Source organism: Mesorhizobium sp. B2-5-4 (assembly GCF_006441095.1).
GTDB classification, from domain to species: Bacteria; Pseudomonadota; Alphaproteobacteria; order Rhizobiales; family Rhizobiaceae; genus Mesorhizobium; species Mesorhizobium salmacidum.
Map to the genome: position 1 here is coordinate 36,659 of NZ_VFUR01000017.1, position 22,882 is coordinate 59,540.

A 22,882-nucleotide genomic window follows, 5' to 3' on the forward strand; every position below is an offset into this window, starting at 1 on the left:
TGGAAAGAGCACGATGAAGGCAGGCGTGCCGCCGGCTGCGGCTCCTGACAGCAGGCTGTCAGGAGTGGGCAGGTATGGCTCGCTTCCTGCTCGCAGGGGTCAGGCGCCGCGCGCGTTGTCGGCCACGCGGGTCGGCGATCCATTCAGGCGCGGCACCACGACGAGCCGGGTGACCTTGCCCTTCTTGAAGGCGGCGAGGAAGCGCGCATAGTCCTTGAAGGCGACGCAACCGCTCGACTGGGCGTAGCGGCCCCGAAGCAGGTAGGTATGGGCCAGCAGGCCGTCGCGATTGTATTTGTTGCGGCCATCGACCGGTGTTAGGCGCAAGGCCTCCACACCGTGAAAGCGCGACTCGCGCAGCGACAGATTGTAGGTGTTGGGCGGTGTCGGTCCGCGGTTCTTCTGGTCGGCATAGCGCGGCTGGTCCGCCATGGCGCCTTTGCCCGAATGCGCCTCGAGCCTCGAGCCGTCAGGCATGTAGACAGTGCCGGCGCTGATGTCGTAGACGGCGACGCCGTTGCCTGCGCCACTGCCGCCGCGCGGGCCGCCGAACAGGTTCTTGAACGCCTGGCCGAGGCCGCCGGCGGGAACGTCGGGCTTGGCATAGGCCAGCACGTCGCCACCATCGCGGGTACGGCCTTGCCGGGCCGGCTGCGTGGCTTGCTGGACGGGCTTCGGCTGGGGCGCCGGCTTCTGCTCCAAAGTCTTGGGCTGTGCGGCCGGCTTGTCCTCTTCCACCACCCTGGGCTGCTGCGGCGCGTCATATTGCGGGCGGCGGGTCGGCAGCGGCACGTCATCGGTGAGCGCATCCGGCAGCGAGGCGGCGTCGCCGGGCTGTTGCTGCTGTGTCTCGACCGGCGCAACCGCGACGTCGGGCGAGGATTCGGTCATCGGCAGCGGCGAGGCGAAGGCTTCGTCCTCGACAGGCAGAGACTCGACCAGGGCAAGCGCCAGCTGCGCGTTGTCGGGCGTTTCCGACTGGGCAAAGCCCATCGGCGCCGCTGCGGTCTGCACGACCGAACCCGTATCGGCGGGGGCGAAACGTTCCGCCGCCGGAGCCGGCAGGTCATTGGACAGGCTGGCCATGACCTGTAGGGACGGCACGAGGGATGCCTCGGTGATCTGCGGGGCGGGGCTGGAAATCAGGGGACGGGTGCTGGCCGTGCCCGCCGGCTTTCCCGCGCCGGCGAAGGCGGCAGCGAGCTTTGTCGGCGACAGCGACGCTTCCATCAGTTCGAAGCGCTGCTGCGATTTCGACTTCGCCGGCGTTGGCTTGGCCTGCACCACCAAGCGCCCGGATTTCTCCGCCCTGGAGGTTATCGCCGCCAGCTTGAAGCAGCTGGCGCCGCACTGTACGGCGTGGTCGTGCAGCGCTTGCGCGCCGCCATGGGCATTGGCTGTCACGAAGGGCGCCGCAGAGCTGAGGAAACGCTGTTTCAACGGATCGGCGAGAGCGAGCGTGCCCGGCATGGACAGCGTCTGTGGCAGGCCGATCGACGCCGTCGAGAGCGAGGCGCCGACGGAGCTGAGGCCGGCCATGGTGCCGATCAGCCATAGGCCGACGGCAGCGCTGACGCCCGGCACCGCGACCCAGCGGACAACCCGTTCAGGGGTGAAGGATGAGGCACGTGGCGCTTCGAAAGCGGTCTCGCCGCTCCAACGCCTGTCCTCGACAATTTTACGACTCAAGAACGCCATGCAACCAATCTTGCTCCAAGCGGCTCCCACGTCCGCGGCTGTGATAGCCGCGACGACCATTCTGTGAGTGATCCCAGGTGGTCCCCGACGCGTTTGCCGCGCCTGTCGTTAGTTGCCGATTGCTTCAAAATATGGACAAAGTTGGTTAACCAATCCCTCTCAAAACCAATGGAGAGACGTGGACTTTGTGCCGAAAAAAGGCTCGTCCACGACCATGCACGCGGTATTGCAGCCCTTCCAAGGCTGTTTTGCTGCCTGTTTTTGCCTGCTGAGTCAAGCAAAACAGCCTTCGCTAGTCTTAGCAAAAAGGCGGTTCGGGCGATTCCCGCGGCAATGAGGCACGCCGACATGCGTCGGCCGCGCCGCTGCTACGCCACCGGCTGCCTGCAAATAGTGTTGCCGTCCTGCCACAATTCTTCGGCCTGAAGGATCGCCTCCCGGCGGCCGATTGACTCGTTTTGGGAGGCAGTGCAATCCGTTCAAGTGCTTGGTTTTAGGTGGCAAAGGCCACTTTTGGAGGCTTTTTCCATGAAGCGTCGAGACTTCTTGGCGCTGTCGGCGGGAGCTGCGGCGTTTTCCATTCTTCCGGCCGCCGTCAAGGCCGCCGTGCCGGTTGCCTATGACCGCAATGCGGAGGTGCCGTTCAAGGACAAGAAATCATTCATCGACTGGATGGTGGCCAATCGCGGCGAGGATCCGAAGTTGCTGGCGGAGCGGTTCGATCGCTTCCAGATCATGGTCTACAACAAGGACGTGCTGGACGACCGCAACAAGCGCGCCTTCCTGCTGACGCCGCGCGAGGAGTTCGTGCTGCCGCAGAATATGGGCCGCGCCTATGATCATGCCTTCCTCGACATCGGTTATGGCGTGACGATTTCAGGCCCGCATCTGGTCGGGCGCATGACGACGTCCATCGACGTGCAGTTCGGCGAAGCCGTGCTCGAGATCGGCACCGGCTCGGGTTACCAGTCGGCCTACCTCGCCAACCTCACCGACAAGGTGCACACGATCGAGATCATCAATCCTCTGGCGCAGCGCACCCGCCGCACCTATGATGGGCTGATCGAGCGCGGCTACAGCGAATACGGTTCGGTCACCAGCCGCAATGCCGATGGCTATTATGGCTGGGAGAGCGTCGGCCCGTTCGACAAGATCATCGTCACCTGTGGCATCGACCACATCCCGCCGTCCCTCCTGCAGCAGCTCAAGCCCAACGGCGTGATGGTCATTCCGGTCGGTCCGCCGGGCGCCCAGCATGTGCTCAAGGTGATCAAGCAGCAGCTTGCCGACGGCACGTTCAACATCGTCCGCTCGGACATCTACAACGGCAAGGTGGTGCCCTTCGTGCCCTTCACCAAGCTGGAAGGCAACCAGATCGTCGGTACGCATAACGGCTGAGTTGCCGCGCGGCGGCACCGGCCTTGCCAAATTTCGCACCAAGGGGCCTGAATGGCAGCCGTCGTACCGATCTCTCGACCAGGCATCGCCCCGCTGGAGGCGCCACGGCTTGCGCACTATCTCGCGGTCGGGCTGATCGCCGGCGCCATCATCGCCCTGCAGATCGCCGTCATGCGGGTGTTCGCCGTGGGCAGCTGGTCGCATTTCGGCTCGCTGGTGGTGAGCCTCGCCATGCTTGGTTTCTCCCTGTCCAGCGTCGTCATCTTCGCCGGCAAGGGCTGGTTCGACCGCCACTGGCAAGGCGCGGCAACAGTGGCCCTGCTGCTGATCGGCCCGCTCGCCGTCGGCTCCAACCTTGTCGCCCAGACGGTGCCGTTCAACGCCATCTTCCTGGTTTCCGATCCCCAGCAGAAATGGCGGCTGCTCGCCAATTTCCTGCTCTATCTCCTGCCGTTCCTAGCCGGCGCCTTCTTCCTCGGCATCGTCTTCCTGAAAAGCCGCACCGCCTTCGGCCGCGTCTATTTCGCCGACCTGACCGGCTCGGGGCTTGCCGGCCTCGTCGTGCTGGTGTCGCTGTATCTGTTCGCGCCTGAAACCATCATCGTCGTGCCGCTGCTTTTGTGGGCCGCCGGCTCGCTCTTGTGGTTCGCCGCGTTCGGCGCCTGGAAGAGTGTTGTCGCTGGTGCCGTGGTTGCGGCGCTGTCGATCGCCGGCTACCTCATGCTGCCTGGGCTCACAGGCATACCCGACATCGCCGTCTCGCAATACAAGGGTGTCGCCTATGCCCGCAATTTCCCCGACGGCAAGCGCATCTACCGCAGCGTCTCGCCGTTCGGCGATTTGCAGGTCTATGCCAGCTCCTATATGCACTTCGCGCCGGGCCTGAGCGACAACGCCGCTTTCGGCATGCCCGAGGTTCCGGCCAACACCTATGTCGGCATGTATCGCGACGGCGACGGGCCGGAAGGCATCATGCGCAACTTGGCGCCGGCCGAGCAGGTCTATTTCCGCTATCTGCCGATGCACTATCCCTATGTCATCAAGCAGAAGCCCAAGACATTCGTCGTGCAGTTCGGCGGCGGCATCTCCACCCAAGCGGCGCTCAATGCCGGTTCGACATCAGTGACCGTCGCCGAAAGCAACCCGATGACGTTGCGGGCGTTTCGCGATTCCGTGCTCAGGGACGTGACCGGCAATATTCTGGCCGAGCCGCGGATCAAGGTGATCGACTATGACGGGCGCCTGTTCCTCGCCAACACGGCGGAGCGCTACGACGTCATCGACCTCAGCCTCGCCGACAGCGTCGGCCTGTCCAATCCCGGCGGCTTCGCCATTTCGGAGAAATATGCCTACACGCGTGAGGCGATGCTGAGCTACATGCACGCGCTTGCCGATGGCGGCGTGCTGTCGATCACCTTGTGGAACAAGGAAGAGCCGCCGAAATCGGTGCTCAAGCTCTATTCGACCGTCGCCGAAGCGGCCAGAACCTTCGACCGCCAAGGTGCCGCCAACGATATCTTCGCCGTGTCGAGCTATCTCTCCACCACGACCGTGCTGTTCAAGCGCGGCGGCTTCACCGAGGCCGAAATCAAGACGCTGCGCGACTACACCAAATCGATGTCCTGGGAGGAGGTCTACTATCCAGGAATAGTTTATGACGGCTCGGGGGCGCAAAAGGTACTCGATGATTACCGCGCCTCGATCTTCGGCAGCGGACAGGACGCGACGCTGACCCAGCCCGCCGATGCGTCAGCGCCTGCAAATCCTGACTGCGACCCGACGGCGCCTGCCGATCCGACACTCGATGCTTGTGCGGATGCCGGTGCCGGTCCGCAGGTGCTGCCTGCGACCGCGTTGCAGCGCATGACCTGGCACGCGCTTTTGACCGGCGGCTGGGAAAAGCTCGCCAACGATTATGTCTTCGACGCGCGTGCGCTGAGCAACGACCAACCCTATTTCGCCGCCTATGTGAAGGTCGCCGACCTGCCGCGCACGCTCGACCGGCTCGACCTGTTCCAGGACGACTGGGGCTATCTCCTGATCTGGGCGACGCTCGGCATTGCCTGCATCACGGCGGCATCGCTGGTGCTGCTGCCGGTCATCTTCGGCTGGCGCATCGTGTTCTCACGCTCGCGCGGCAAGCTCGGCACCATCCTTTATTTCGCCTGCCTCGGTCTCGGCTACATCATGGTCGAGGTCGGGCTGATCAGCCGCTTTACCGTGGCGCTGGCCAACCCGACAGTCTCGGCCTCGGTGCTGATCTCCTCGATGCTGGTGTTCTCCGGCCTCGGCAGCCTGTTCGCCGAGCGGATCTTCGACCGCGCCAGGACGCTGCTGCCGGTTGTGCTGCTGACGGTCTGCGTGCTGCTGCTGGCCTACGGGTTCTATCTGTCGCCCGTGCTCGACCGGATCGGCGCCTATCCCTATGCCGTGCGGCTGCTGCTCTGCTTCCTGCTGGTGTCGCCGCCGGCCTTCCTGATGGGCATGCCGATGGCCACCGCGATGACCTGGCTGGCGCGGCTGGGCAAGGAGCATCTGTTCGTCTGGGCCTGGGGCATCAATGGCTGTTTCTCGGTCATCGGCTCGGCCGCCGTGCCGATCGTCGCCACCAGCTTCGGGCTCAGTGCCGTGCTGCAATGGGCAGCGATGGCCTATGTCGTTGCCATCCCGGCGTTCTTTGCCGTGCTCCTGCCATCGAAGGCGCCCGCTCTCCGGGTGGTGCCCGCCTGATGCCGGACCGGCGCGCCATCGTCGCCGGACTGCTGGCCACGGCGGCGTTTCCGGCGGCAAGCCAGGGGGCGCGCTTGCACAAGGCGGTCTCGACCATCGTGCCGTTCAAGGCGTCACCGTTTCCGTACCGGGGCAAGCTGCCCGACGGCTCCGGGCCGTTTCTCGACGTCGATGCGAACGGCCGCCACGGTCACACCTCGCCGCGCGGGGGAATCTATTGGGAAGACGAGACCTATTCCGATCGCTCGACGCTGCTCGCGATTCCCAAAGGATTCGATCCCGCCATGCCTGCTGTCATCGTGGTGTTCTTCCACGGCAATGGCGCGACCTTGCAGCGCGACGTGGTCGGGCGCCAGCGGGTCGTCGCGCAGGTCGAGGCTTCAGGCCTCAACGCCGTGCTGGTGGCGCCGCAATTTGCCCGCGACGCGCAGGATTCCAGCGCCGGCAATTTCTGGACACCAGGCTATTTTGCCAAGTTCATGGCCGAGGCGGCGCAAGGCCTGGCCAAGCTGACCGGCGCCAAGGCGGCAAAATTCGAGGCCATGCCGGTGGTGATGGTCGCCTATAGCGGCGGCTACAATCCGGCCGCTTCCGTGCTCGGGAATGGTGACATCGGCGGACGCCTGCTCGGGGTCATCCTGCTCGACGCCGTCTTCGACGAGGCCGGCGTCTTCGCCGACTGGATCGCGCATCACAGGAAGAGTTTCTTCGTCAGCGCCTATGGCAAATCATCGGCCTCCGGCAATGCCGAGATCAGGCGGTTGCTGGCGGGCCACGGTATAGATGCCAGTTCCGATCCACCGCGCCGCCTCGAAGCCGGCACTGTCGCCCTGCTTGCATCGGACGCTGCGCACGACACGTTCGTCACGCGGGCCTTTGTCGGCAATCCACTGCAGTGGCTGCTGGCCCGGCTGCACGGGTTCGCGCGCTGAGGCACCTCCATCGCCTCAGTGCGCGCTCAGTTGAACCACAGCGCGAACGTCAAGAACCCGCCGCCGCCGAACTGGCGCTGGATCTGATCGAAATCCTCGCTGGTCAGGATCTTGCCGGTTTCGAGGTAAGGGGCGATGCCGGGACCGGTGATCGACAGCACGAGGTCGAAGGGTTTTGGCTCGTCGAAGAAGCGCTTCATGTTGATGCCCTTGCCGGTGATGCGGAAATGCGGCAGCAGCGCGCGGCCTTCGAGCAGATCCTCGGCCATGGTCAAGGTGGCGAGCCAGGCCTGGACCTGCTCCTCGCCGACTTCGAGGCCAGTGAGCGGGTTTTCGCCCTTCTGCTGCGGGCCGGGCAGCCATTCGCGGTCATTATCGGTCTCGGCGCGGATCGCCTTCCAGTCCTCGCGCGACAGCCGGATCATTTCGAGCAGATCCTGGCGCGCCGCCTTGCGACGCTCCGGCTCGATCACCGGCCAGTTGATCATGTGCACCATCGAGATGAAATCGGCGATGCGCCATTCCGAGGAGAAGATGCTCGAGCCCATCTCACTTGGCGGCGGCACGAGGATGTCCTGCAACGGCAGCTTGGCGCGCGGAAAAAGCATGTGGAACGAGCCGTCGAACGTGCCCCTGAAATCATGCGCCAGCCAGAAATCGGCCTGCGCCATCAGGAACTCGGCATAGCCCTGCAGCCAATAGCCGTCGGCGCGATCGAAGCGGAAAGTGAGCGCCGGTGCGGCGCCGTCCGGCGCCATGCCGCCATGCGACAGCGCGGCCATGATCGCCGCCATGCTTTCATCCGGCGCGATCGTGCCGTCCTCGTTGAGGTCGATACCGACATGGGTGAGGTCGATGAGCATGCCGATATCGGCATCGGCCGGCACCGAACCCAGTGTCGCGGCGGATTTTCCCAGCCGGTCGCGGAACGCGACCAGTATGGCGCGGAACTCTTCATAGGTCAGCGGCTCGGGTTTGGGATTGGGCGGCACGGGCAGCTGCATCAGTGGCAGCATGAAGGATTGCGGGCTTTCGAAACCATGGCGGTGCAGGCCGCTGGCCAGCAATTCCAGCGCCGTGAAGAACTCGCCGGCGCCGGCGGCATAGGCGGACGCCGGATCTTTCGGCGCGGCCGCTTCCAGGGTAGACAGCGCGGCGTCGCGCGCGGCTACGGTTTTTGCCTCAAACAAAGCGGTTGCCGCTTCCGGCATGGCGGCCGATGCGGACGACAGTGGCACGAGCAGAATGAAAGCCGATCCCAGCAGGCTTGCTATTCGCGTCATTTTTCCCTCCCATTTGTCGCCAGCGACCATACACAGATTTACGATGTCGCGCCTGTCGGCGCCGACACGCTGTCCACATCGTTGATTGCGGACGGCTTCAACCAGCCCGCTGGACAGTCTAGACAAGGCAAACGATTGGGCGCGCCGTGTCGAACTATCCGCTCTCCTATAAACTGTCCTGGCTGCCGCATTTCCTGAAACCGTCGCTCGTCGGTGACGCCACCGGGTTTGCGCCGGCATCGGGGACGCTGATGGACCGGCCACCGAGACAGACGGTGCGGCTGGCCTTCATCGGCGACATCTCGGCGGTCGCCAACCGGAGCGCGCCCGACTGCGATCCGGCGATCAAGGCCCTGCTGGGCACGGCCGACCTGATCATCGGCAATTGTGAAAGCCCTGTTGTCGACAGGCCGAGCGCGTTACTAGGAACCAAACTCGGCACGCATCATGCGATGAGCGAACGCTTTCTGGTCGAGGCGCTGGCGGCGGTCGGCATCGGGCGCGAAAAACTGGTGCTGTCACTGGCCAATAATCATGTGTTCGACCAGGGCGTCGCCGGTTTCGACGTGACGGTGGCCGCGTTGAAGCGGCTCGATATCCGCACCATCGGCCTAGCCGCCAATAGTCCGGTTCGGTCGATCAAAGTCGGGCCCCTGGATGTCGGCTTCGCTGCTTTCACGCTGTGGCGCAACGCCGACGAGAGCTTGTTTGCCGGTCGCGTGTCGATGGACAGCGACCCGACAGGCTGGCCGCGCGATCGTTTCGACCTCCTCTGCGCCGTGCCGCATTGGGATTGGGAATTTCGGCATTTTCCGCGTGCCGGAACACGGGCGCTGGCGCGGCGGCTGGCCGGGCAGGGCGTAGGGCTGATCGCCGGCCATCACGCGCATGTCGTGCAGCCGGTGGAGCGGATCGGCGACGCGATCGTCGCCTATGGGCTCGGCGATTTCCTCGGCACCGCTTTTGCCCGCCAGCCGTGGCCGGGGCGGATCGGCGGGATTTTCGTCGTCGATGTGAGTGCCGATGCCGATACGCGCGGCAGGATCGCCGCCCACCGGCTGCATCCATTCATGCGGGTACGCGTGGGCGACCATGAGCGGCTGGTGTCGGTGGAGGAATTGGAGAGTTCGATAAGGGGAAAGGTCGAAGGGCGGCTGGGCGCAATCTTCCCTTCTCACACAAGAGGATAAGGGATCACCGCTCTATCCGGCTGGCGTCATTCCTGCAAAAGCAGCTATCATAATGGAGCAAAGCGGGCTTCGGCAGCGGGGGGATGGCAATGGAAACTTTCATGCCGGGCGCGGCCGACATCGCGGCCATCAAGAAGGACATCGAGACCTACGAAGCGACAAGGGCCTCGGTGGCACGCGGGGTCAAGTGGCGCGTGCCGTTGTTCGTTGGCCTGGTGGTCGTCTTCGTCGCGCTCATTGCCTGGCTGTTCAACAAGGTCGCCGATCCCAACGAGCAATGGTTCTCGACGCCGCATGTGTTTCTCTATGGCATCGGCTTGGTGGTGTCGATCGTGGTCTATTTCAGGGCAATCAGGCCGGCGGCGAGGCTGCAGCAATCGTTTCGCCAGACGCTGATGCCGATCATCTTCGGCTTCATTGGGGATATGCGCTACCAGCACGACGTGACGCCGCATTCCTTTGACCGATTGCCGCGCGAGACGGTCGGCGGTTTCACCATGAGCCGCTTCGATGACATCATCTCAGGACGCTATGACGGATTTGCCTTCGAGCTGTACGAAGCCGATCTTTGGGATGGAGGCGCCACCAAGAACAAGACCACCACGTTCAAGGGCGTCATCGTCGCCTTCGAGACCATCGAGCCGTTTCCAGGAATACTGGTCGCGGCGCGACGCGCCAGTGGCGTGATCGGCTTTTTCCGCGGCATGTTCGCGCCCAGGATGCAGGAACTGCCGTCCGGCGTGCCGGAACTCGACGCCGCCTACGAGTTCCGCACCAACAATGTCGAGGCGGCGCGGCCGCTGGTGACCGGCCGGCTGGCGCAAGCGCTGAAATGGCTCGGCGAAACCTGGCCGGACGAGCCCGCGCGTGTCGCGCTCAACGGCAGCGACGGTTTTCTGCTCCTGCCGCAACCGAAGAACTTTTTCGAGCTACCTGATATTTCGGTGCCGCTCGACTACGCCAGCCATGTCGCACCGATGATTTCGGACCTGGGTGCCATGCTGGCGACCGCGGCACTGGTGCGCAAGATCGGCGCAAGCTAGTCCGGTTGGGCAAACGATCAACAATCGTAACCGGATTTGTCGCGCAGGTAGTCCGCTTCTTCCTTCGACATCCTCTTGAACATCACACACACGGTGAAGCTACCGACTTGCCGCCCGTCGCGCCTGTATCCCCAGTCCGAAATATCGTCCCTGGTGAATTCTATGTTCTGGCCGAGGACGACATTGCGCACAGCTACCGGTTCGTTTGCCAATATGCCGACGAACCCTGTTTCGGTACGCTGGAACGGGATGACCCAGAAGTGCTCGCTGACATCCCCATCGCGCACCTCGACCTTCAATTTGAACCTGTCCGTGCCCGAGGGCGGCGTTCCGGCCAGGGCCAGGAACTCATCCAGGCTGGCAAGAGCCTTTGCAGTCGCCGTCGCCATCTCGGGGTCGTCCGTGGCAAACATAAGCGGTTTGTCATCGTTCGGATTCGCGGCTTGCGCGCCGGCCGATCCCGGAGCACACGCCAGCATTATCAAGGACATCATGGATCGGACTGCAAGCTTCATGGAAAGGCCCCCTTCATGGTAACGGCGCACCATCCGGCATCCGTTCCAGATTTGCAACCGGAGCGCGAGTTTCGTCCATTTCAATTTGGCGATCCGAACTGATCCATGACACAAAATGTGTATCGATAACCGCTCGGCCGTCTGTTTCGTGATGCTGCTCGAGACGGATTGCGGCGGCCGCGCCGTGATCGCTACCGCTCGCCACAATCCGTCCAAACGACTCTTTTCGCGAACAGAAATGCGCTCGCCGGAGGAACCGAAGCGGCCTGAAATGATGTCGGCCGCGGACAATATGTCGGAATTAAGCCTATGATATCCTTTGCGAAAATTCACCCAACGTGATTTGCCGATGATGGCTGTCTCGTTCCAGTCTCGGGCCGTTCGGTGCTGCTCTCTCCCAAGCGGTACCGGAAAACCGAAACAGCACGGAGTGCTATCCATGAAGAAGACCCTCGCAACCACCGCCGCTCTGCTCGCCTTCCTCGGCACGGCCTATGCCGCGACCGTTCAGGGCACCATCCAGGCGGTCGATCCGACAACCAAGTCGGTCACCCTCGACGACGGCAAGATCTACCAGCTGTCGCCCGATGCGTCGGTCGGGAAACTGAAGGTTGGTGCCAAGGTGGCGGTGACCGTCGACGAGAAGACCGGCATGGTGACGTCGATCAAGAAGGCTTCATAGCGACTGCTGACCGGACTTTTGAGACCCTGCTCCAATCTGGCCGGTTCCTTCGGGGACCGGCCATTTTCATTATCTTGGGCACTCACCGCCAGGCGACGACGGTGGTAAAACGCCGTTCCGGCAGCGCCGCTATGGTTTTTGCCAAAAGGCCGCGCTATTCCTTGGCTGACGGGGGATCCGCATGGCCGAGGAACAAAAGGGATTTCGCCTGTCGCGGCGGCTGCTGCTGGGGGCGGCTGTTTTCGGCGGCGCGGTACTGTGGGGTGGTACCACCGTGGCGCGGCTGGCGCGTGGCCCGTCAGGGCCGAAGAACACCGGACGCATCGCCGATATAGACGGCATCGCGCTGCCGCTGAAGCCGATCGCCAGCCCGCCGGCCTTCGATCCGTCGCTGCCCTGGCTGGCAAAAGGCGGCGACATCAACGACGCCAGCGGCCTGTCGAGGACGCCGGTCTACGGCATGGTCGAGGTCAGCGAGGAAGAGCACATCGCCAGGGCGCTGGCCTTCGCGCGCGCCACCGGGCTGAAAGTGTCGCTGGCGGCGATCCGCCATTCGATGGGCGGGCATGCTTTCGACGACAATGCGCTGGTTCTCGACCTCAGAAAGTTCAACAAAGTCACGGTGAACGCCGCGGCCAAGACAATGACCTTGCAGCCGGGCGCGTGCTGGCACGACATCCAGAACATGCTGCATCCGCTTTTCGCGGTGAAGGCGATGCAGTCGACCGACATCTTTTCGGTCGGCGGCTCGCTGTCGGTGAACGCGCATGGCATGGACCATCAGGCAGGCTCGGTGGCCGGTTCGATCCGCTCGATGCGGGTGATGCTGGCCGACGGTTCGGTGACCACCTGCTCGCCAGCCGACAACAGCGAGTTGTTCCGCCATGTCGTCGGCGGCTACGGCCTGTTCGGCGTGGTGCTGGAGGCGACGCTCGATATCGTCGACAATGCCGTCTACCGCACCTCGCGCGAGATCATCAAGTCCGACGATTTCCCGAAATTCTTTGCCGAGGTGCTGGAGCCGAACAAGGACATCGGCCTGTTCTACGGCCATCTGTCGACCGCGCCGGGCAATTTCCTCGAGGACATGATCGTCTACCGCTACGATAAGGTGGCGGAGCAGCCGCCCGTCGACCAGCCGGCGCTCGGCGAACCCGATGGCGTCGGCCTGAAGCGGGTGATCATGAACATGGCCAAATGGGGCAGTGCGTTCCAGGAACTGAAATGGTTCACCGAAAAGACGCTGGAGCCGAAATTCGAGAGCTGCACGGTGCCGCGTACCTCCGCGCTTGCCGAGGGCGAGGCCTGTCTCGTCACCCGCAACAACCCGATGCACGATTCGGTGCCGTATCTGTTCAACGACCTCATGGGCGAGACCGACATACTGCACGAATATTTTATTCCTCGCGCCGCCTATGTCGAATTCATCGCGGAAGCGCGCGAGATCCTGCGCAACCAGGATCTGCCGGTGCTCAACGCCTCGGTGCGCATCGTCCACAAGGAGGACGTGGCGCTGACCTATGCGCCGGAGCCGGCCTATTCGCTGGTGCTCTATATCAACCAGCCCGCCGATGCCGATGGCAATACCAGGATGCGCGCGCTGACACGGGCCCTTATCGACGTAACGATCAAGCATGGCGGCCGATTCTTCCTGCCCTACCAGCTGCACTATACGGCCAAGGAGCTGCTGGCGTCCTATCCCGAGCTGCCGGCTTTCCTGGCGGCAAAGCGCCACTATGACCCGACGGAACTGTTTTCCTCGACCTTCTACCGTGCCATCAAGGCGCTGAGCGGGACGGCTTAGCAGTCAGAGGAGAATTCCATGCGGATGGGATCAGCGGCGGCGGTGCTCGCCTTCGTCGCACTTTGCCCCGGACCGGCCGGCGCTGAAGACCTGAAAGCCTTCAGGCTGACGATCGACGGCAAGGCGGTTGATATAGATGCCGGCGAGAGCGCCCATGTGACGTTGCCGGACGGCAAACAGGTCGAAGTGAAGCTCGACAAGAACGATTTCGCGACCTTTTCCGGCGACAGTTTTTCCTTCAACCATCCGAGCGGCATTTCGGTGACCAAGACCGATCTCGGCGAGAACGTCACGCAATATCTGATGGCCTCGGCGCTGGGCACGATCGTCGTGGTGCAGGAATACGGCAAGATGAACCCGGTGTCGCTGAACCAGCTGATGCTGCAGGAGATGACGAAGGAATCGGTCAAGGCGGGTGCCAAGCTGACGCAGCAGCCGACGACGCGCAAGCTCGCGGACGGCAAGGAATTGACCGGCATCACCGCCGAGGTGAAGACCCGCACCGACACCGCTTATTTCGAGATCGTCGGCTACGGTCTCGCCGACCAGGGACTGCTGTTCATTACGCGTGTCGCGGGCGAGGACGCGGCGACCGAGAAGCCGCTGATCGACAAGTTCTGGCAGAGCCTGAAGCTGAAGATGTAGGCGAGGCCTACAGCTTGCCCGGCACCAGGCCGGCCAGCCAGTTCACGGAGCGCTTTGCCGCGTCGGCGGTTGCCGAGACGGCGCGGCCGAGATCGGTCTTGACCACGGCGTAGCCATTCCTCGTGCGATAGAGCACGCCGGTGCCGCCATCCACCACCTGTTCATAGGCGACGGGGCGCGCAGCGGCCGCGTCCAGGGCCGTCGTGGGCGATCCGACCGGGACGCTCGGCCGATGGCTGAGTTCCGGCGGCAGCGGGCTTTCCGTTCTGACGATCCGGCTGGCGGGCTTCAGTTCCGGGCCCGACGCGATCGCGGCCAGGTGCGATGAGGACGCCGAACCTTTCGCGCGACAGATGCCGGACACCAGCGGATAGTTGAAATTGCGCTCGTGCAGGATCTGGCTTTTCATCGCGGCTTCGCAATCGGCGATGGTCGACCACTTGGCCGGCGTCTCGCCGATATATTCGCACAGCTTGGCGTCGCAGTCGCAGCCAACGATAGTCATGGCGACAAGGGCGGTCTTGATCACGGTCTCGTCCCTTCGAGATGCCCCCCGGCAGCCCAGTCAGGCGCATGTCGCGTTCCAGGCGACATGCATTCTCCATTGCGCGCGAACAAGGCGGGATTTTGGCTTCGACCGTGGAATGTGCGTGGCGGCGCGTGCCTACCCGGTGCCCGGCAAGGTCCGTTTGAGGAAATTGGCGATCAGCCGCACCACGTCATGCGGGCGCTCGACCTGCGGGATGTGGTTGACACCATCGAGGACGGTCAGTTCGGCGTGTGGAAACAGCGAGGCGATCTCTTCGCCCTGGGCCAGCGGCGTGGTCGAATCCTCTCGCCCCCAGATGACGAGAACCGGCGGCGTGAAGGCGCGATAGTTCGCCTTGTTGGCGGCAAGCGATTTCCGCTCGTCATTGTAGAGGCCGCTGAACAGCCAATGACCAACGGCATTGGTGGTGCCCCTGACGTTCAGCGGGCGCGTGTAGATGGCGATGCGCTCCGCCGTGACGAGATCGTCGTTCTCGATAAATTTGCGCAAGCCGAACCGGGTCATGAGCGGATTGGTGAAGGTCGAGGCAGTCAGGAGCTGGCGTGGCCAGTCCCTTTTCAGGAGGGATGCGAACGGCAGGGCCGAAGCCTCGGTCTGGCCGAGGCCAATCGCCACGTCGAGCAGAATCAGCGCATCGATGCGATTCGGAGCCGAGAAGGCGGCTTCGATCACGCCGCCACCACCATAAGAGTGGACGCCGACGCTGAAGTGCCGAAGGCCGAGCGCGTCGGCAAAGCCAAGGACACGCCTGGCGTGAGCGGCGCGCGAATAGTCCTGGTCGGCCGGTCTTTCCGAATAACCGAAGGGCGGCATGTCGACGGCGATTACGCGGAAGCCCTGTTCACCCAGCGGCGCTGCGATATCGCGGTAGGTCTCGGCCCACGATGCCGTGCCGTGGAACAAAAGCAGGGGCGATCCGTCCGACGGTCCCCAGACCTGGTAGTGCATCTTCAGCCCGTCGACCGTCGCGAACAATGCTCCCGCCGGAGCCGCTTCCCGCGGCGACAGGGTCTCGTGAAAAGCCGCTGCGGCGCGAAAGCCGACGAGCGTCACAATGACCAGCACGACCAGCATGAGCGCGAGCCAGCCGACAATCCGGATCAGTCGACGCATGGCAGGACTGTCGCCTCAATAGTCGTAGACGTGTTCGAGCCCGGCTCCGGCCTTCATCAGCGATGGCAACACCAGATGCAGCTTGCGCACGGCCACGACCATGCCGGTGCGGCGCGTCGAGGGATCCGCCGGGAGCGGATAGCTGAACAGGATGCGCATACCTTCGGGGACGGCGATCGAATCGGTTGACAGCACCGTGACCATGATCTCGTCATTGCCACCGATCTCGACAAAGGAGACACCCTTGTCGATCAGCCGCGGGATCATGTCGGTGAAGACCTGATATCGCTTGGTGACGAAGATGGTGCCGTCCGGGCCCAGGTCCCGTTCCAGCAAGGTGTCGGGCTCGTCGCGGGTGGCCTCGCCGACCGGCCCCTTTGCCCAGACATGGACATCGAGGAAGGCCGGGTCGGAAGTCGCGGCAAGCGCCTTCTTGATGAGGTCGGCATACCCTTGCTTGATGGTGTCGGCGAGGCCGAAGGCGAGCTTGCGTTCGGTGGTGCGGATGGAACTGTCACCAGGCGCCGGCTGCACGGCAAACAGTCCGGCGCGCTTTTGCGCATAGGGAAACTGGTACCACGGCACCTGGTCGAGAAAGCCTGCATAATCCGCCGCCACCTTGGCCTGGTAGATGTCGGCGGCGGTGCGCTTGCCCGATGCCGCCTCGGTGATGCGGCCGACCGTGTTTTCGTAGGCCCACTGCAATATGTGCTCGATCGAGTGGCTGGTGCCGATGATGATCAGCATCTGGTGGTTGGCATAGTTGAACTTGTAGGGGGAACTGGCGCGCATCACCGTCGCGTAATCCTGCCAGAAGCGGCCGACATAGGACCAATAGGGAAAGCCGCTCGGCTGGTCCTTGGCGACGAAACCGGCGTATTCGCGCGCGGCGTAGACGATCGCCCATTCCGGATAGGTGAGGAAGGTCGATTCCTCCGGCCGCTGGTAGCCGGGGATCTCGGCGCGCACCTTGTCGGCCAGCGCCTTGGGTGGCGCGCCGTCGGCAATGCCGGGCAGCGGCGTCCTGTCGAGCGACGGCGTCGTCAGGAAGCCATAGGCGAGCCCGGCGATCGGGATCAGGATAACGATGACGATCAGCCAGAGGATCGCCTTGATGATGCGCTTTATCAAGCGGGCCATGGCCGGTCAGGCCGTGGCGAAGTGGTCGTAGATGCGCTTCGACAGCCAGAAGCCGATATAGACGGCGATGCCGCCGATGACGATGTGCGGCAGGTTGGCGAAGAAGCGGGTGGGGAATTCAATGTCGTTGAGGGAGCGGAAGCCGTTGATGAAGATGCCGGCATCGAGGCAGCCGGAGCCGGTGATCAGCCCGAGCACGCCGTCGAACAGATAGACCGAGCCGAACAGCTTGAAATAGAACACCGCCTGGCGGTGCGAGACGAAGGCGGCGGCCAGCGCCCAGACGCCGGAAAAGGCATGCAGCAGGTCGTCATACCATTGCAGCGAGAACAGGCCGAACAGATTGCCGTCGGCATCGTTGAAGGCCGGAATGTAGCCGATGGCCACGACCGCGAAGAACAGGAATGCATGGGCGACGGCAAGCTTCTGGATCAATGTCATGAAGTATCCCCCTTCAATTGACGTCGAACGTTAGCTGATTTTGTTTCCGGTTGCAGCCCCAACCGGAAACACCGCAACAATTGTGTGGGAGAGCCAAAAGACAGTCGGCGCCGGGATTTCTCCCAGCGCCTCCCTGTCAGATCAGGACACGGTCGCGGCAGCAACTTCCGTAAAGTCGTCGCGCCATGCCGGCCTTGATTTTGACGGTCCTGCCAGAAGCCGCCCGAGGGCGACGTCCGTTCCAGACCACGCCGGTCTTGGCCCTTGCGGGCTTTGCCCTGCGTGCCATCGAAGGTTTTTGCCGTCCTTCATGGCAGCATCGGTCCGCCGTCGGCGTTGGCACGCTTTCCGCGGCCCCGTAGGTCTCGGCTTCCGTCCCTCGAACAGGCAAGCCTGCTCTCGCTTCGGGCCGTACGGGCCTCAGGAAATCCGCCTTTCACTTCGCCTTTCGGCTTGATGATCGGTAGCCGCCTGAGATGGGTTGAACTTACGCCGGGTAAGGGGTTTGGGGAATGGCCGCGCCCCTGTGGATAGCGGGATTATCGGGGACCGATGCCAGAAGCTAGGGAAATTCAGGCGCGAAGGCCTTAGACAGCCTGCCCCGCTTTTCGGCGAACGAACCGACGGTGCCCCCTTGCTCTGCCGACAGGCGCGGGTTTCAATACCGGCTAAGATCGGGGCCGGCTAAGATCGGGGCCGGCAAAGGATCGGGCGCGGCATGTCCGGCGCCTTCCGGGGGAGGACGCGTAGTGAAGGTCGGGGTGGTGCTCAATCCGATTGCCGGTGGCGGCCGGCTGAAACGGCATTGGCCCGATGTCGCCGCCGCGCTGAAAAAGCACTTCGGCGATTTCGAACTGCGCGAGACGCAGGCCGAGGGCGACGCCGAACGGCTGGCGCTCGATCTCGCGGCAAACGGCTTCGACCTGGTGATCGCGGCCGGCGGCGACGGCACGGCCAGCGAAGTGGCCGACGGCCTGCTGCAGGCCCGCGAGGAGGGCGGCAGGACAGCCGAACTCGGCCTGCTGCCGTGCGGCGCCGGCATCGATTTCGCGCGCGGCCTCGGCCTGCCGAAGGAGATCGACGCAACGCTGAAACGGATCGCCGACGCCAAGGCAAGGGCGGTCGATGCCGGCCGCATCTGCTATGTCGACGATCATGGCGCGCTGGCCAGCCGGCACTTCATCAACATCGCCAGCCTCGGCCTGTCGGGCGCCACCGACCGCGCCGTCAATGCCGACAAACGCAAGGGCAGGATGTCGGCCAAGGCGCTGTTCCTGTGGCGCACGGTGGTCGAGTTCATCCGCTATCGCTTCCAGGACGTACGGATCACCGTCGACGACGCCACGCCGGTCGAGGCGCGGATGGCGCTGGTGGCGGTGGCCAACGGCAAATTCTTCGGCGGCGGCATGATGATCGCGCCCGATGCGGAGCTGACCGACGGGCAGTTCGACATCGTCATCCTGCGCGCGGCCGGCAAGCTGAAGCTGATCTGGGATATCAGGCTGCTCTATGGCGGCAGGCATCGCAACCATCCCGCCATCACCATCCTGCGCGGCAGGAAGGTGGTGGTCGAACCGCTCGGCGATGTGGAAAAGAACGGCGCGCTGGTCGATATCGACGGCGAGTCGCCGGGGCGCATACCGGCGACCTTCGAGATCCTGCCCGGGGCGTTGATGCTGAGATATTGAAGCGAGGCGTTGCCGGAGGGGTAGAGCGCCCGCGGCGGAACAGCACCGTTGCAACGCCTTGATGTACCGCGTGGAGGGTGTTTCCGCCAATCGCCGTGGTATGCAATCCGATCGAAACTCTCGCTCGGGAAACCAGTCGAGATGTTGCAGCTCTGATTCAAGTTGTTGCGGCTATGATTCTAGATTCTTGCCCAACGCATTGATTTCATTTGCTGGCTCATGTTGCTCAAACCTCCAGCTTGGCCGGAAAACCGGGCGCACGAAGATCGGTTCCGACCGCGTCTTCCAGCAGCTTGACGATCTGGGTCGACCAGGCGTCGCCGCCATAGGCAGCCTTGCCCTGCTGAAAGATTGCGTCGACCCGCGATGCGAGCTCCAGCGGAACGCCGAAATCCCTGCCCATGGCGAGCGCGAAGCCAAGGTCCTTCAATGCCAGGTCCATGGTGAAGCCGATGTCATAGGAGCCGTTCAGCACCAACTGGCTTTCGGTCTCGTGCACGAAGCTGTTGCCGGAGGAGGCCACGATGGCGTGGTAGCTCTGCGCGAGATCGAGCCCTCCCTGCTTGGCCAGCATCAGCGCCTCGCCGGCGGCGACCAGATGGATGAAGGCCAGCATGTTGGTGATGACCTTGATCACCGCCGCCGAGCCGATCGGGCCCATCAGGAACGACTTCGCGCACATGGCTTCGATGGCCGGGCAGTGGCGCTCGTAGAGGATGGCGTCGCCGCCGACCAGCGCGGTGATTTTGCCGACCGCCGCCAGATGCACGCCGCCGGTGACCGGGCATTCCAGCGTCTCGATCCCCTTGGCCGAGGCGAGGGCGGCCAGCCGCGAAATCTCGTCGCGGCCGTTGGTCGACATCTCGATCCAGGTGCCGCCCCTGGGCAGACCTTCCAGCAATCCGCCCGGGCCGGCCAGCACCGCCTCGCTGACTTTTGGCGAAGGCAGGCACGTGATGGCATTGCCGGCCCGCGCCGCGGCTTCGGCCGGGCTATTGGCGGCCGTCGCGCCGAGCACGACAAGGCGCTCGACGGCGGCGGGGTCGCGGTCGACAACGGTGACGACAAAGCCGTTGCGGATCAGACTGGCGGCAAGGTTGCCGCCGAGATGGCCAAGGCCGATGAAGGCGTAGCTTTCGCTCACGGCATCAACGGTGTCTGCATCATCTGCAGATGCAGGTCCTTGCCGGTATAGGGATGGGCATCGCAGACCGCCTCGTTGAGCTCGACGCCGAGCCCAGGCTCCTTCGATGGGATGACATTGCCGTCCTGCCATTCGATCTTCTTCTTCAAGAGCGTGGCGTGGAAACCGTCCCACTGTTTCAGCGATTCCAGGATGAGGAAATTCGGCAGCGTCACCGCGAGCTGGACGTTGGCGGCACCGACGATCGGCCCGCAATAGCAATGCGGCGCGACCTGGATGTGATAAGCCTCGGCCATGGCGGCGATCTTCTTGGTCTCCAGAATGCCACCGGAGCGGCCGAGATCCGGCTGCAGGATGGTGGCGGCGCGGTTCTCGATGACTCGGGCGAATTCGGATTTCGTCGTCAGCCGCTCACCGGTGGCGATCGGAATCGAAGTCGCACGCGCCACCTGCGCCATCACTTCGGGCATGTCAGGCGGCACCGGCTCCTCGAACCACAAGGGATCATAGGGTTCGATGGCGCGCGCCAAGCGCAGCGCGCCCGATGCGGTGAACTGGCCGTGCGTGCCGAACAATATGTCGGCGCGGGTGCCTACCGCCTCGCGGATCGCCTTGATCATGCGGGTCGAAACGTCGATGTCGATGAGGCGCGGCTGGTGGCCGTCGAAGGCGGTGTAGGGGCCGGCCGGGTCGAGCTTGACGGCATTGAATCCCTGCTCGACATATTCGACCGCGCAGGCCGCCGCCATCTCCGGGTCGTTGTAGACATTCCTGCCATCCGGCGCGTCCTCGGAATGCACGCTGCCGGTGTGCGGATAGAGATAGGTGTAGGAGCGCAGCGTCTCGTGCACCTGGCCGCCAAGGAGCTTGTAGACCGGCTTGTTGGCTTCCTTGCCAACGATGTCCCAACAAGCCATTTCGAGTGCGGAAAAACAGCCCATGCCGGTCACGTCAGGGCGCTGGGTGAAGCCGGAGGAATAGGCGCGGCGGAAGAAATTCTCGATGTCGTGGGGATCGTGGCCGATCAGATAGCGCTCGGCCATGTCCTCGACGAGCTTGGCCGTGACATGGGCGGAGAAGGTGGCGTTGTAGGCCTCGCCATAGCCGACCACGCCGCCATCGGTGGTGAGCTTGACGAAGATGAAATACTTGCCGCCGATGCCGGGTGGCGGGTTGCCGACAACCCATGTCTTGACGTCGGTGATCTTCATGTGTGGTCCTCCAGAACCAGTTCGGCGCCCTTCCACCCGGTCATGACCGAGGCAGCGTTGGTGTTGCCGGTGATGTTATCGGGAAAGATCGAGGCGTCGATGACGCGCAAGCCTTCGAGCCCGTGCACCTTGAGGCGCGGATCGACCACGGATCGCGAGGGGTCGGGGCCCATGCGGCAGGTCGAAACCGGGTGATAGACCGTGCCGGAGCGGTTCCTGAAATCGGTAATCAGGTCGGCGTCGGACTGGATCGACGGGCCGGGCAACACCTCTTCGGCGATCATCTCGGCCATGGCGGGCATCGAGGCGATCTTGCGCACGAATTTCACCGCCGCCAACATCTCGTCGACATCGGCGTTGGTCGAGTAGGCGTTGGCGACGATTTTGGGATAATCCAGCGGATTGCTGGAGCGGATCATGATCTCGCCGCGGCTCGACGGACGGCAGTTGGACAGGCCGATGGAGAAGCCCGGCCACGGATCCGGCGTCAGGATCGGCCGCTCGCCGTTCTTCGGGATGAGCGTCGAGAAGGCCTGGAAATAGAGCTGCATGTTGGGCCGGGAAAACGCCGGGTTGGTGCGGAAGAAGCCACCGCCATGGTTCATCGACAGCGACAGCGGGCCGGAGCGGGTCAGGATGTACTGCATGCCGACCAAAAGCTTGCCCCACCAGGGGCGCAGGATCTGATTGAGCGTCGGCAGCTTGCCCTTGAAGGTGTAGTTGATGCCGACATGATCCTGCAGATTGGCGCCGACATTCTCGTTGGCATGAACGACCGGGATGCCCAACCCTTTGAGCAGCGCCGCCGGGCCGATGCCGGAGAGCTGCATCAGCTGTGGCGAGTTGATCGAGCCGGCGGACAGGATGATTTCACGGCCGGCGTGGGCCGTCTTGGTCTGGCCGTTCCGCAGATATTCGACGCCGACGGCGCGCCTGCCTTCGAACAGGATGCGGCTTGCCAGCGCGTTGGTCTCCACGCGGACATTGGCGCGCTTTATCGCCGGGCGCAGGAAGGCGCGGGCGGCCGACATGCGACGGCCGTTTTTGGTCGAGATCTGGTAGATGCCGACGCCTTCCTGGGCGGCGCCGTTGAAATCGGGATTGAGCGGCAGTCCGGCCTGCTGGCCGGCGGCGAGATAGCGTTTGGTCAACGGGTGGACGGCGCTGGCTGTATCGCTGATGTGCAGCGGGCCGCCGGTGCCGCGCCATCGGTCGGCGCCGGCCTCGTTGTCCTCGAGCGCCTTGAAGGCCGGCAACAGATCGTCATAGCCCCAGCCGGGATTGCCGGCGGCGCGCCAGTCGTCGAAATCCTCGCGCGCGCCGCGGATCCAGACCATGGCGTTGATCGAACTCGAGCCGCCAAGCAGCTTTCCGCGCGGCCAGTGATCGACATTGCCGCCGAGGCCGGGATCCGGCTCGGTCTTGTAGTTCCAGTTGACGGTGGGATCGAAGAAGGTCTTGCCGTAGCCGAGCGGCATCTGCACGTAAAAGCGCCGGTCACTGCCGCCGGCCTCCAGCACCAGGACCGAGAAGCGCCCCGAGGCCGACAGTTTGTCGGCCAGGACCGAGCCGGCCGAGCCGGAGCCGACAATGATGAAATCGTAGGTCTGCATGGTGGACGTCGGTGGCTCCTGAATGTGGCACCAACCTAGGCGCGGCGGGTCCGCCAAGTCGC

General features: G+C 63.8%; 19 protein-coding genes. 9 read left to right on the forward strand and 10 right to left on the reverse strand.

Going from position 1 to position 22,882, the window contains the following annotated elements; genetic code table 11:
* Positions 1–99 precede the first annotated feature (99 nt).
* Positions 100–1,698, reverse strand: coding sequence for a DUF2778 domain-containing protein (locus tag FJ492_RS20815; RefSeq protein WP_140771956.1), 1,599 nt, complete (start codon positions 1,696–1,698; stop codon positions 100–102).
* Between the two features lie 528 nt (positions 1,699–2,226).
* Between FJ492_RS20815 and FJ492_RS20820 the strand changes: the two genes are divergently transcribed.
* The 3 genes from FJ492_RS20820 to FJ492_RS20830 are packed head-to-tail and all read left to right on the forward strand — an operon-like array spanning position 2,227 to position 6,758.
* Entirely contained in the window at positions 2,227–3,096 is an 870-nt protein-coding gene (locus FJ492_RS20820) for a protein-L-isoaspartate O-methyltransferase (RefSeq protein ID WP_140712432.1), read from the forward strand.
* 51 nt (positions 3,097–3,147) lie between these two features.
* Positions 3,148–5,826 (forward strand): hypothetical protein, encoded by a 2,679-nt coding sequence (locus FJ492_RS20825; protein WP_140771960.1) that lies wholly within the window; start codon positions 3,148–3,150, stop codon positions 5,824–5,826.
* On the forward strand, positions 5,826–6,758 hold the full coding sequence (locus FJ492_RS20830; RefSeq protein ID WP_140771962.1) for a hypothetical protein: 933 nt from the start codon (positions 5,826–5,828) through the stop codon (positions 6,756–6,758). The genes FJ492_RS20825 and FJ492_RS20830 overlap by 1 nt, the downstream gene beginning before the upstream one ends.
* A 26-nt stretch (positions 6,759–6,784) precedes the next feature.
* Here FJ492_RS20830 and FJ492_RS20835 read toward each other — a convergent pair whose 3' ends face one another.
* A complete protein-coding gene (locus tag FJ492_RS20835; RefSeq protein WP_140771965.1) occupies positions 6,785–8,041 on the reverse strand; it encodes a hypothetical protein in 1,257 nt (418 codons plus the stop codon).
* A 146-nt stretch (positions 8,042–8,187) separates the two neighbouring features.
* Between FJ492_RS20835 and FJ492_RS20840 the strand changes: the two genes are divergently transcribed.
* Positions 8,188–9,231, forward strand: a complete 1,044-nt coding sequence (locus tag FJ492_RS20840) for a CapA family protein (protein WP_140771968.1) — start codon at positions 8,188–8,190, stop codon at positions 9,229–9,231.
* 89 nt (positions 9,232–9,320) lie between these two features.
* Entirely contained in the window at positions 9,321–10,274 is a 954-nt protein-coding gene (locus tag FJ492_RS20845) for a DUF3137 domain-containing protein (RefSeq protein WP_181166711.1), read from the forward strand.
* Between the two features lie 17 nt (positions 10,275–10,291).
* On the opposite strand, the gene FJ492_RS29285 is transcribed toward FJ492_RS20845, so the two are convergent.
* The gene (locus FJ492_RS29285; protein ID WP_246676078.1) at positions 10,292–11,230 is read right to left on the reverse strand and encodes a DUF2314 domain-containing protein; all 939 of its coding nucleotides are present in this window, start codon (positions 11,228–11,230) and stop codon (positions 10,292–10,294) included.
* Here FJ492_RS29285 and FJ492_RS20855 point away from each other — a divergent pair.
* The 3 genes from FJ492_RS20855 (at position 11,229) to FJ492_RS20865 (ending at position 13,920) form a co-directional block, all read left to right on the forward strand.
* Positions 11,229–11,471: a DUF1344 domain-containing protein gene (locus tag FJ492_RS20855; protein WP_140712418.1), complete on the forward strand. Its 243-nt coding sequence runs from the start codon at positions 11,229–11,231 to the stop codon at positions 11,469–11,471. The two genes, FJ492_RS29285 and FJ492_RS20855, sit on opposite strands and share 2 nt — an antisense overlap.
* A gap of 181 nt (positions 11,472–11,652) precedes the next feature.
* The gene (locus FJ492_RS20860) at positions 11,653–13,275 is read left to right on the forward strand and encodes an FAD-binding oxidoreductase (RefSeq protein ID WP_140771975.1); all 1,623 of its coding nucleotides are present in this window, start codon (positions 11,653–11,655) and stop codon (positions 13,273–13,275) included.
* A gap of 18 nt (positions 13,276–13,293) precedes the next feature.
* Positions 13,294–13,920 carry a hypothetical protein gene (locus tag FJ492_RS20865; protein ID WP_140751118.1) on the forward strand — a complete coding sequence of 209 codons (627 nt, stop codon included), beginning with the start codon at positions 13,294–13,296 and terminating at the stop codon, positions 13,918–13,920.
* 7 nt (positions 13,921–13,927) lie between these two features.
* Here FJ492_RS20865 and FJ492_RS20870 read toward each other — a convergent pair whose 3' ends face one another.
* The 4 genes from FJ492_RS20870 to FJ492_RS20885 form a co-directional block, all read right to left on the reverse strand.
* Positions 13,928–14,449 carry a hypothetical protein gene (locus tag FJ492_RS20870; protein WP_140771978.1) on the reverse strand — a complete coding sequence of 174 codons (522 nt, stop codon included), beginning with the start codon at positions 14,447–14,449 and terminating at the stop codon, positions 13,928–13,930.
* Between the two features lie 135 nt (positions 14,450–14,584).
* Positions 14,585–15,583: an alpha/beta hydrolase gene (locus FJ492_RS20875; RefSeq protein ID WP_140771980.1), complete on the reverse strand. Its 999-nt coding sequence runs from the start codon at positions 15,581–15,583 to the stop codon at positions 14,585–14,587.
* Positions 15,584–15,598: 15 nt separating this feature from the next.
* Complete coding sequence (locus tag FJ492_RS20880; RefSeq protein WP_140771983.1) at positions 15,599–16,723, reverse strand: hypothetical protein; 1,125 nt, start codon at positions 16,721–16,723, stop codon at positions 15,599–15,601.
* A gap of 6 nt (positions 16,724–16,729) precedes the next feature.
* The gene (locus tag FJ492_RS20885; RefSeq protein WP_140771985.1) at positions 16,730–17,164 is read right to left on the reverse strand and encodes a DUF4383 domain-containing protein; all 435 of its coding nucleotides are present in this window, start codon (positions 17,162–17,164) and stop codon (positions 16,730–16,732) included.
* Between the two features lie 749 nt (positions 17,165–17,913).
* Between FJ492_RS20885 and FJ492_RS20890 the strand changes: the two genes are divergently transcribed.
* Positions 17,914–18,852, forward strand: a complete 939-nt coding sequence (locus FJ492_RS20890) for a diacylglycerol kinase family protein (protein WP_140504993.1) — start codon at positions 17,914–17,916, stop codon at positions 18,850–18,852.
* 226 nt (positions 18,853–19,078) lie between these two features.
* Here FJ492_RS20890 and FJ492_RS20895 read toward each other — a convergent pair whose 3' ends face one another.
* The 3 genes from FJ492_RS20895 to FJ492_RS20905 are packed head-to-tail and all read right to left on the reverse strand — an operon-like array spanning position 19,079 to position 22,820.
* Positions 19,079–19,996: an NAD(P)-dependent oxidoreductase gene (locus tag FJ492_RS20895; RefSeq protein ID WP_140771988.1), complete on the reverse strand. Its 918-nt coding sequence runs from the start codon at positions 19,994–19,996 to the stop codon at positions 19,079–19,081.
* Positions 19,993–21,207 carry a mandelate racemase/muconate lactonizing enzyme family protein gene (locus FJ492_RS20900; RefSeq protein WP_140771991.1) on the reverse strand — a complete coding sequence of 405 codons (1,215 nt, stop codon included), beginning with the start codon at positions 21,205–21,207 and terminating at the stop codon, positions 19,993–19,995. The genes FJ492_RS20895 and FJ492_RS20900 overlap by 4 nt, the downstream gene beginning before the upstream one ends.
* Positions 21,204–22,820 (reverse strand): GMC family oxidoreductase N-terminal domain-containing protein, encoded by a 1,617-nt coding sequence (locus tag FJ492_RS20905; protein WP_140771993.1) that lies wholly within the window; start codon positions 22,818–22,820, stop codon positions 21,204–21,206. The genes FJ492_RS20900 and FJ492_RS20905 overlap by 4 nt, the downstream gene beginning before the upstream one ends.
* Positions 22,821–22,882 lie beyond the last annotated feature (62 nt).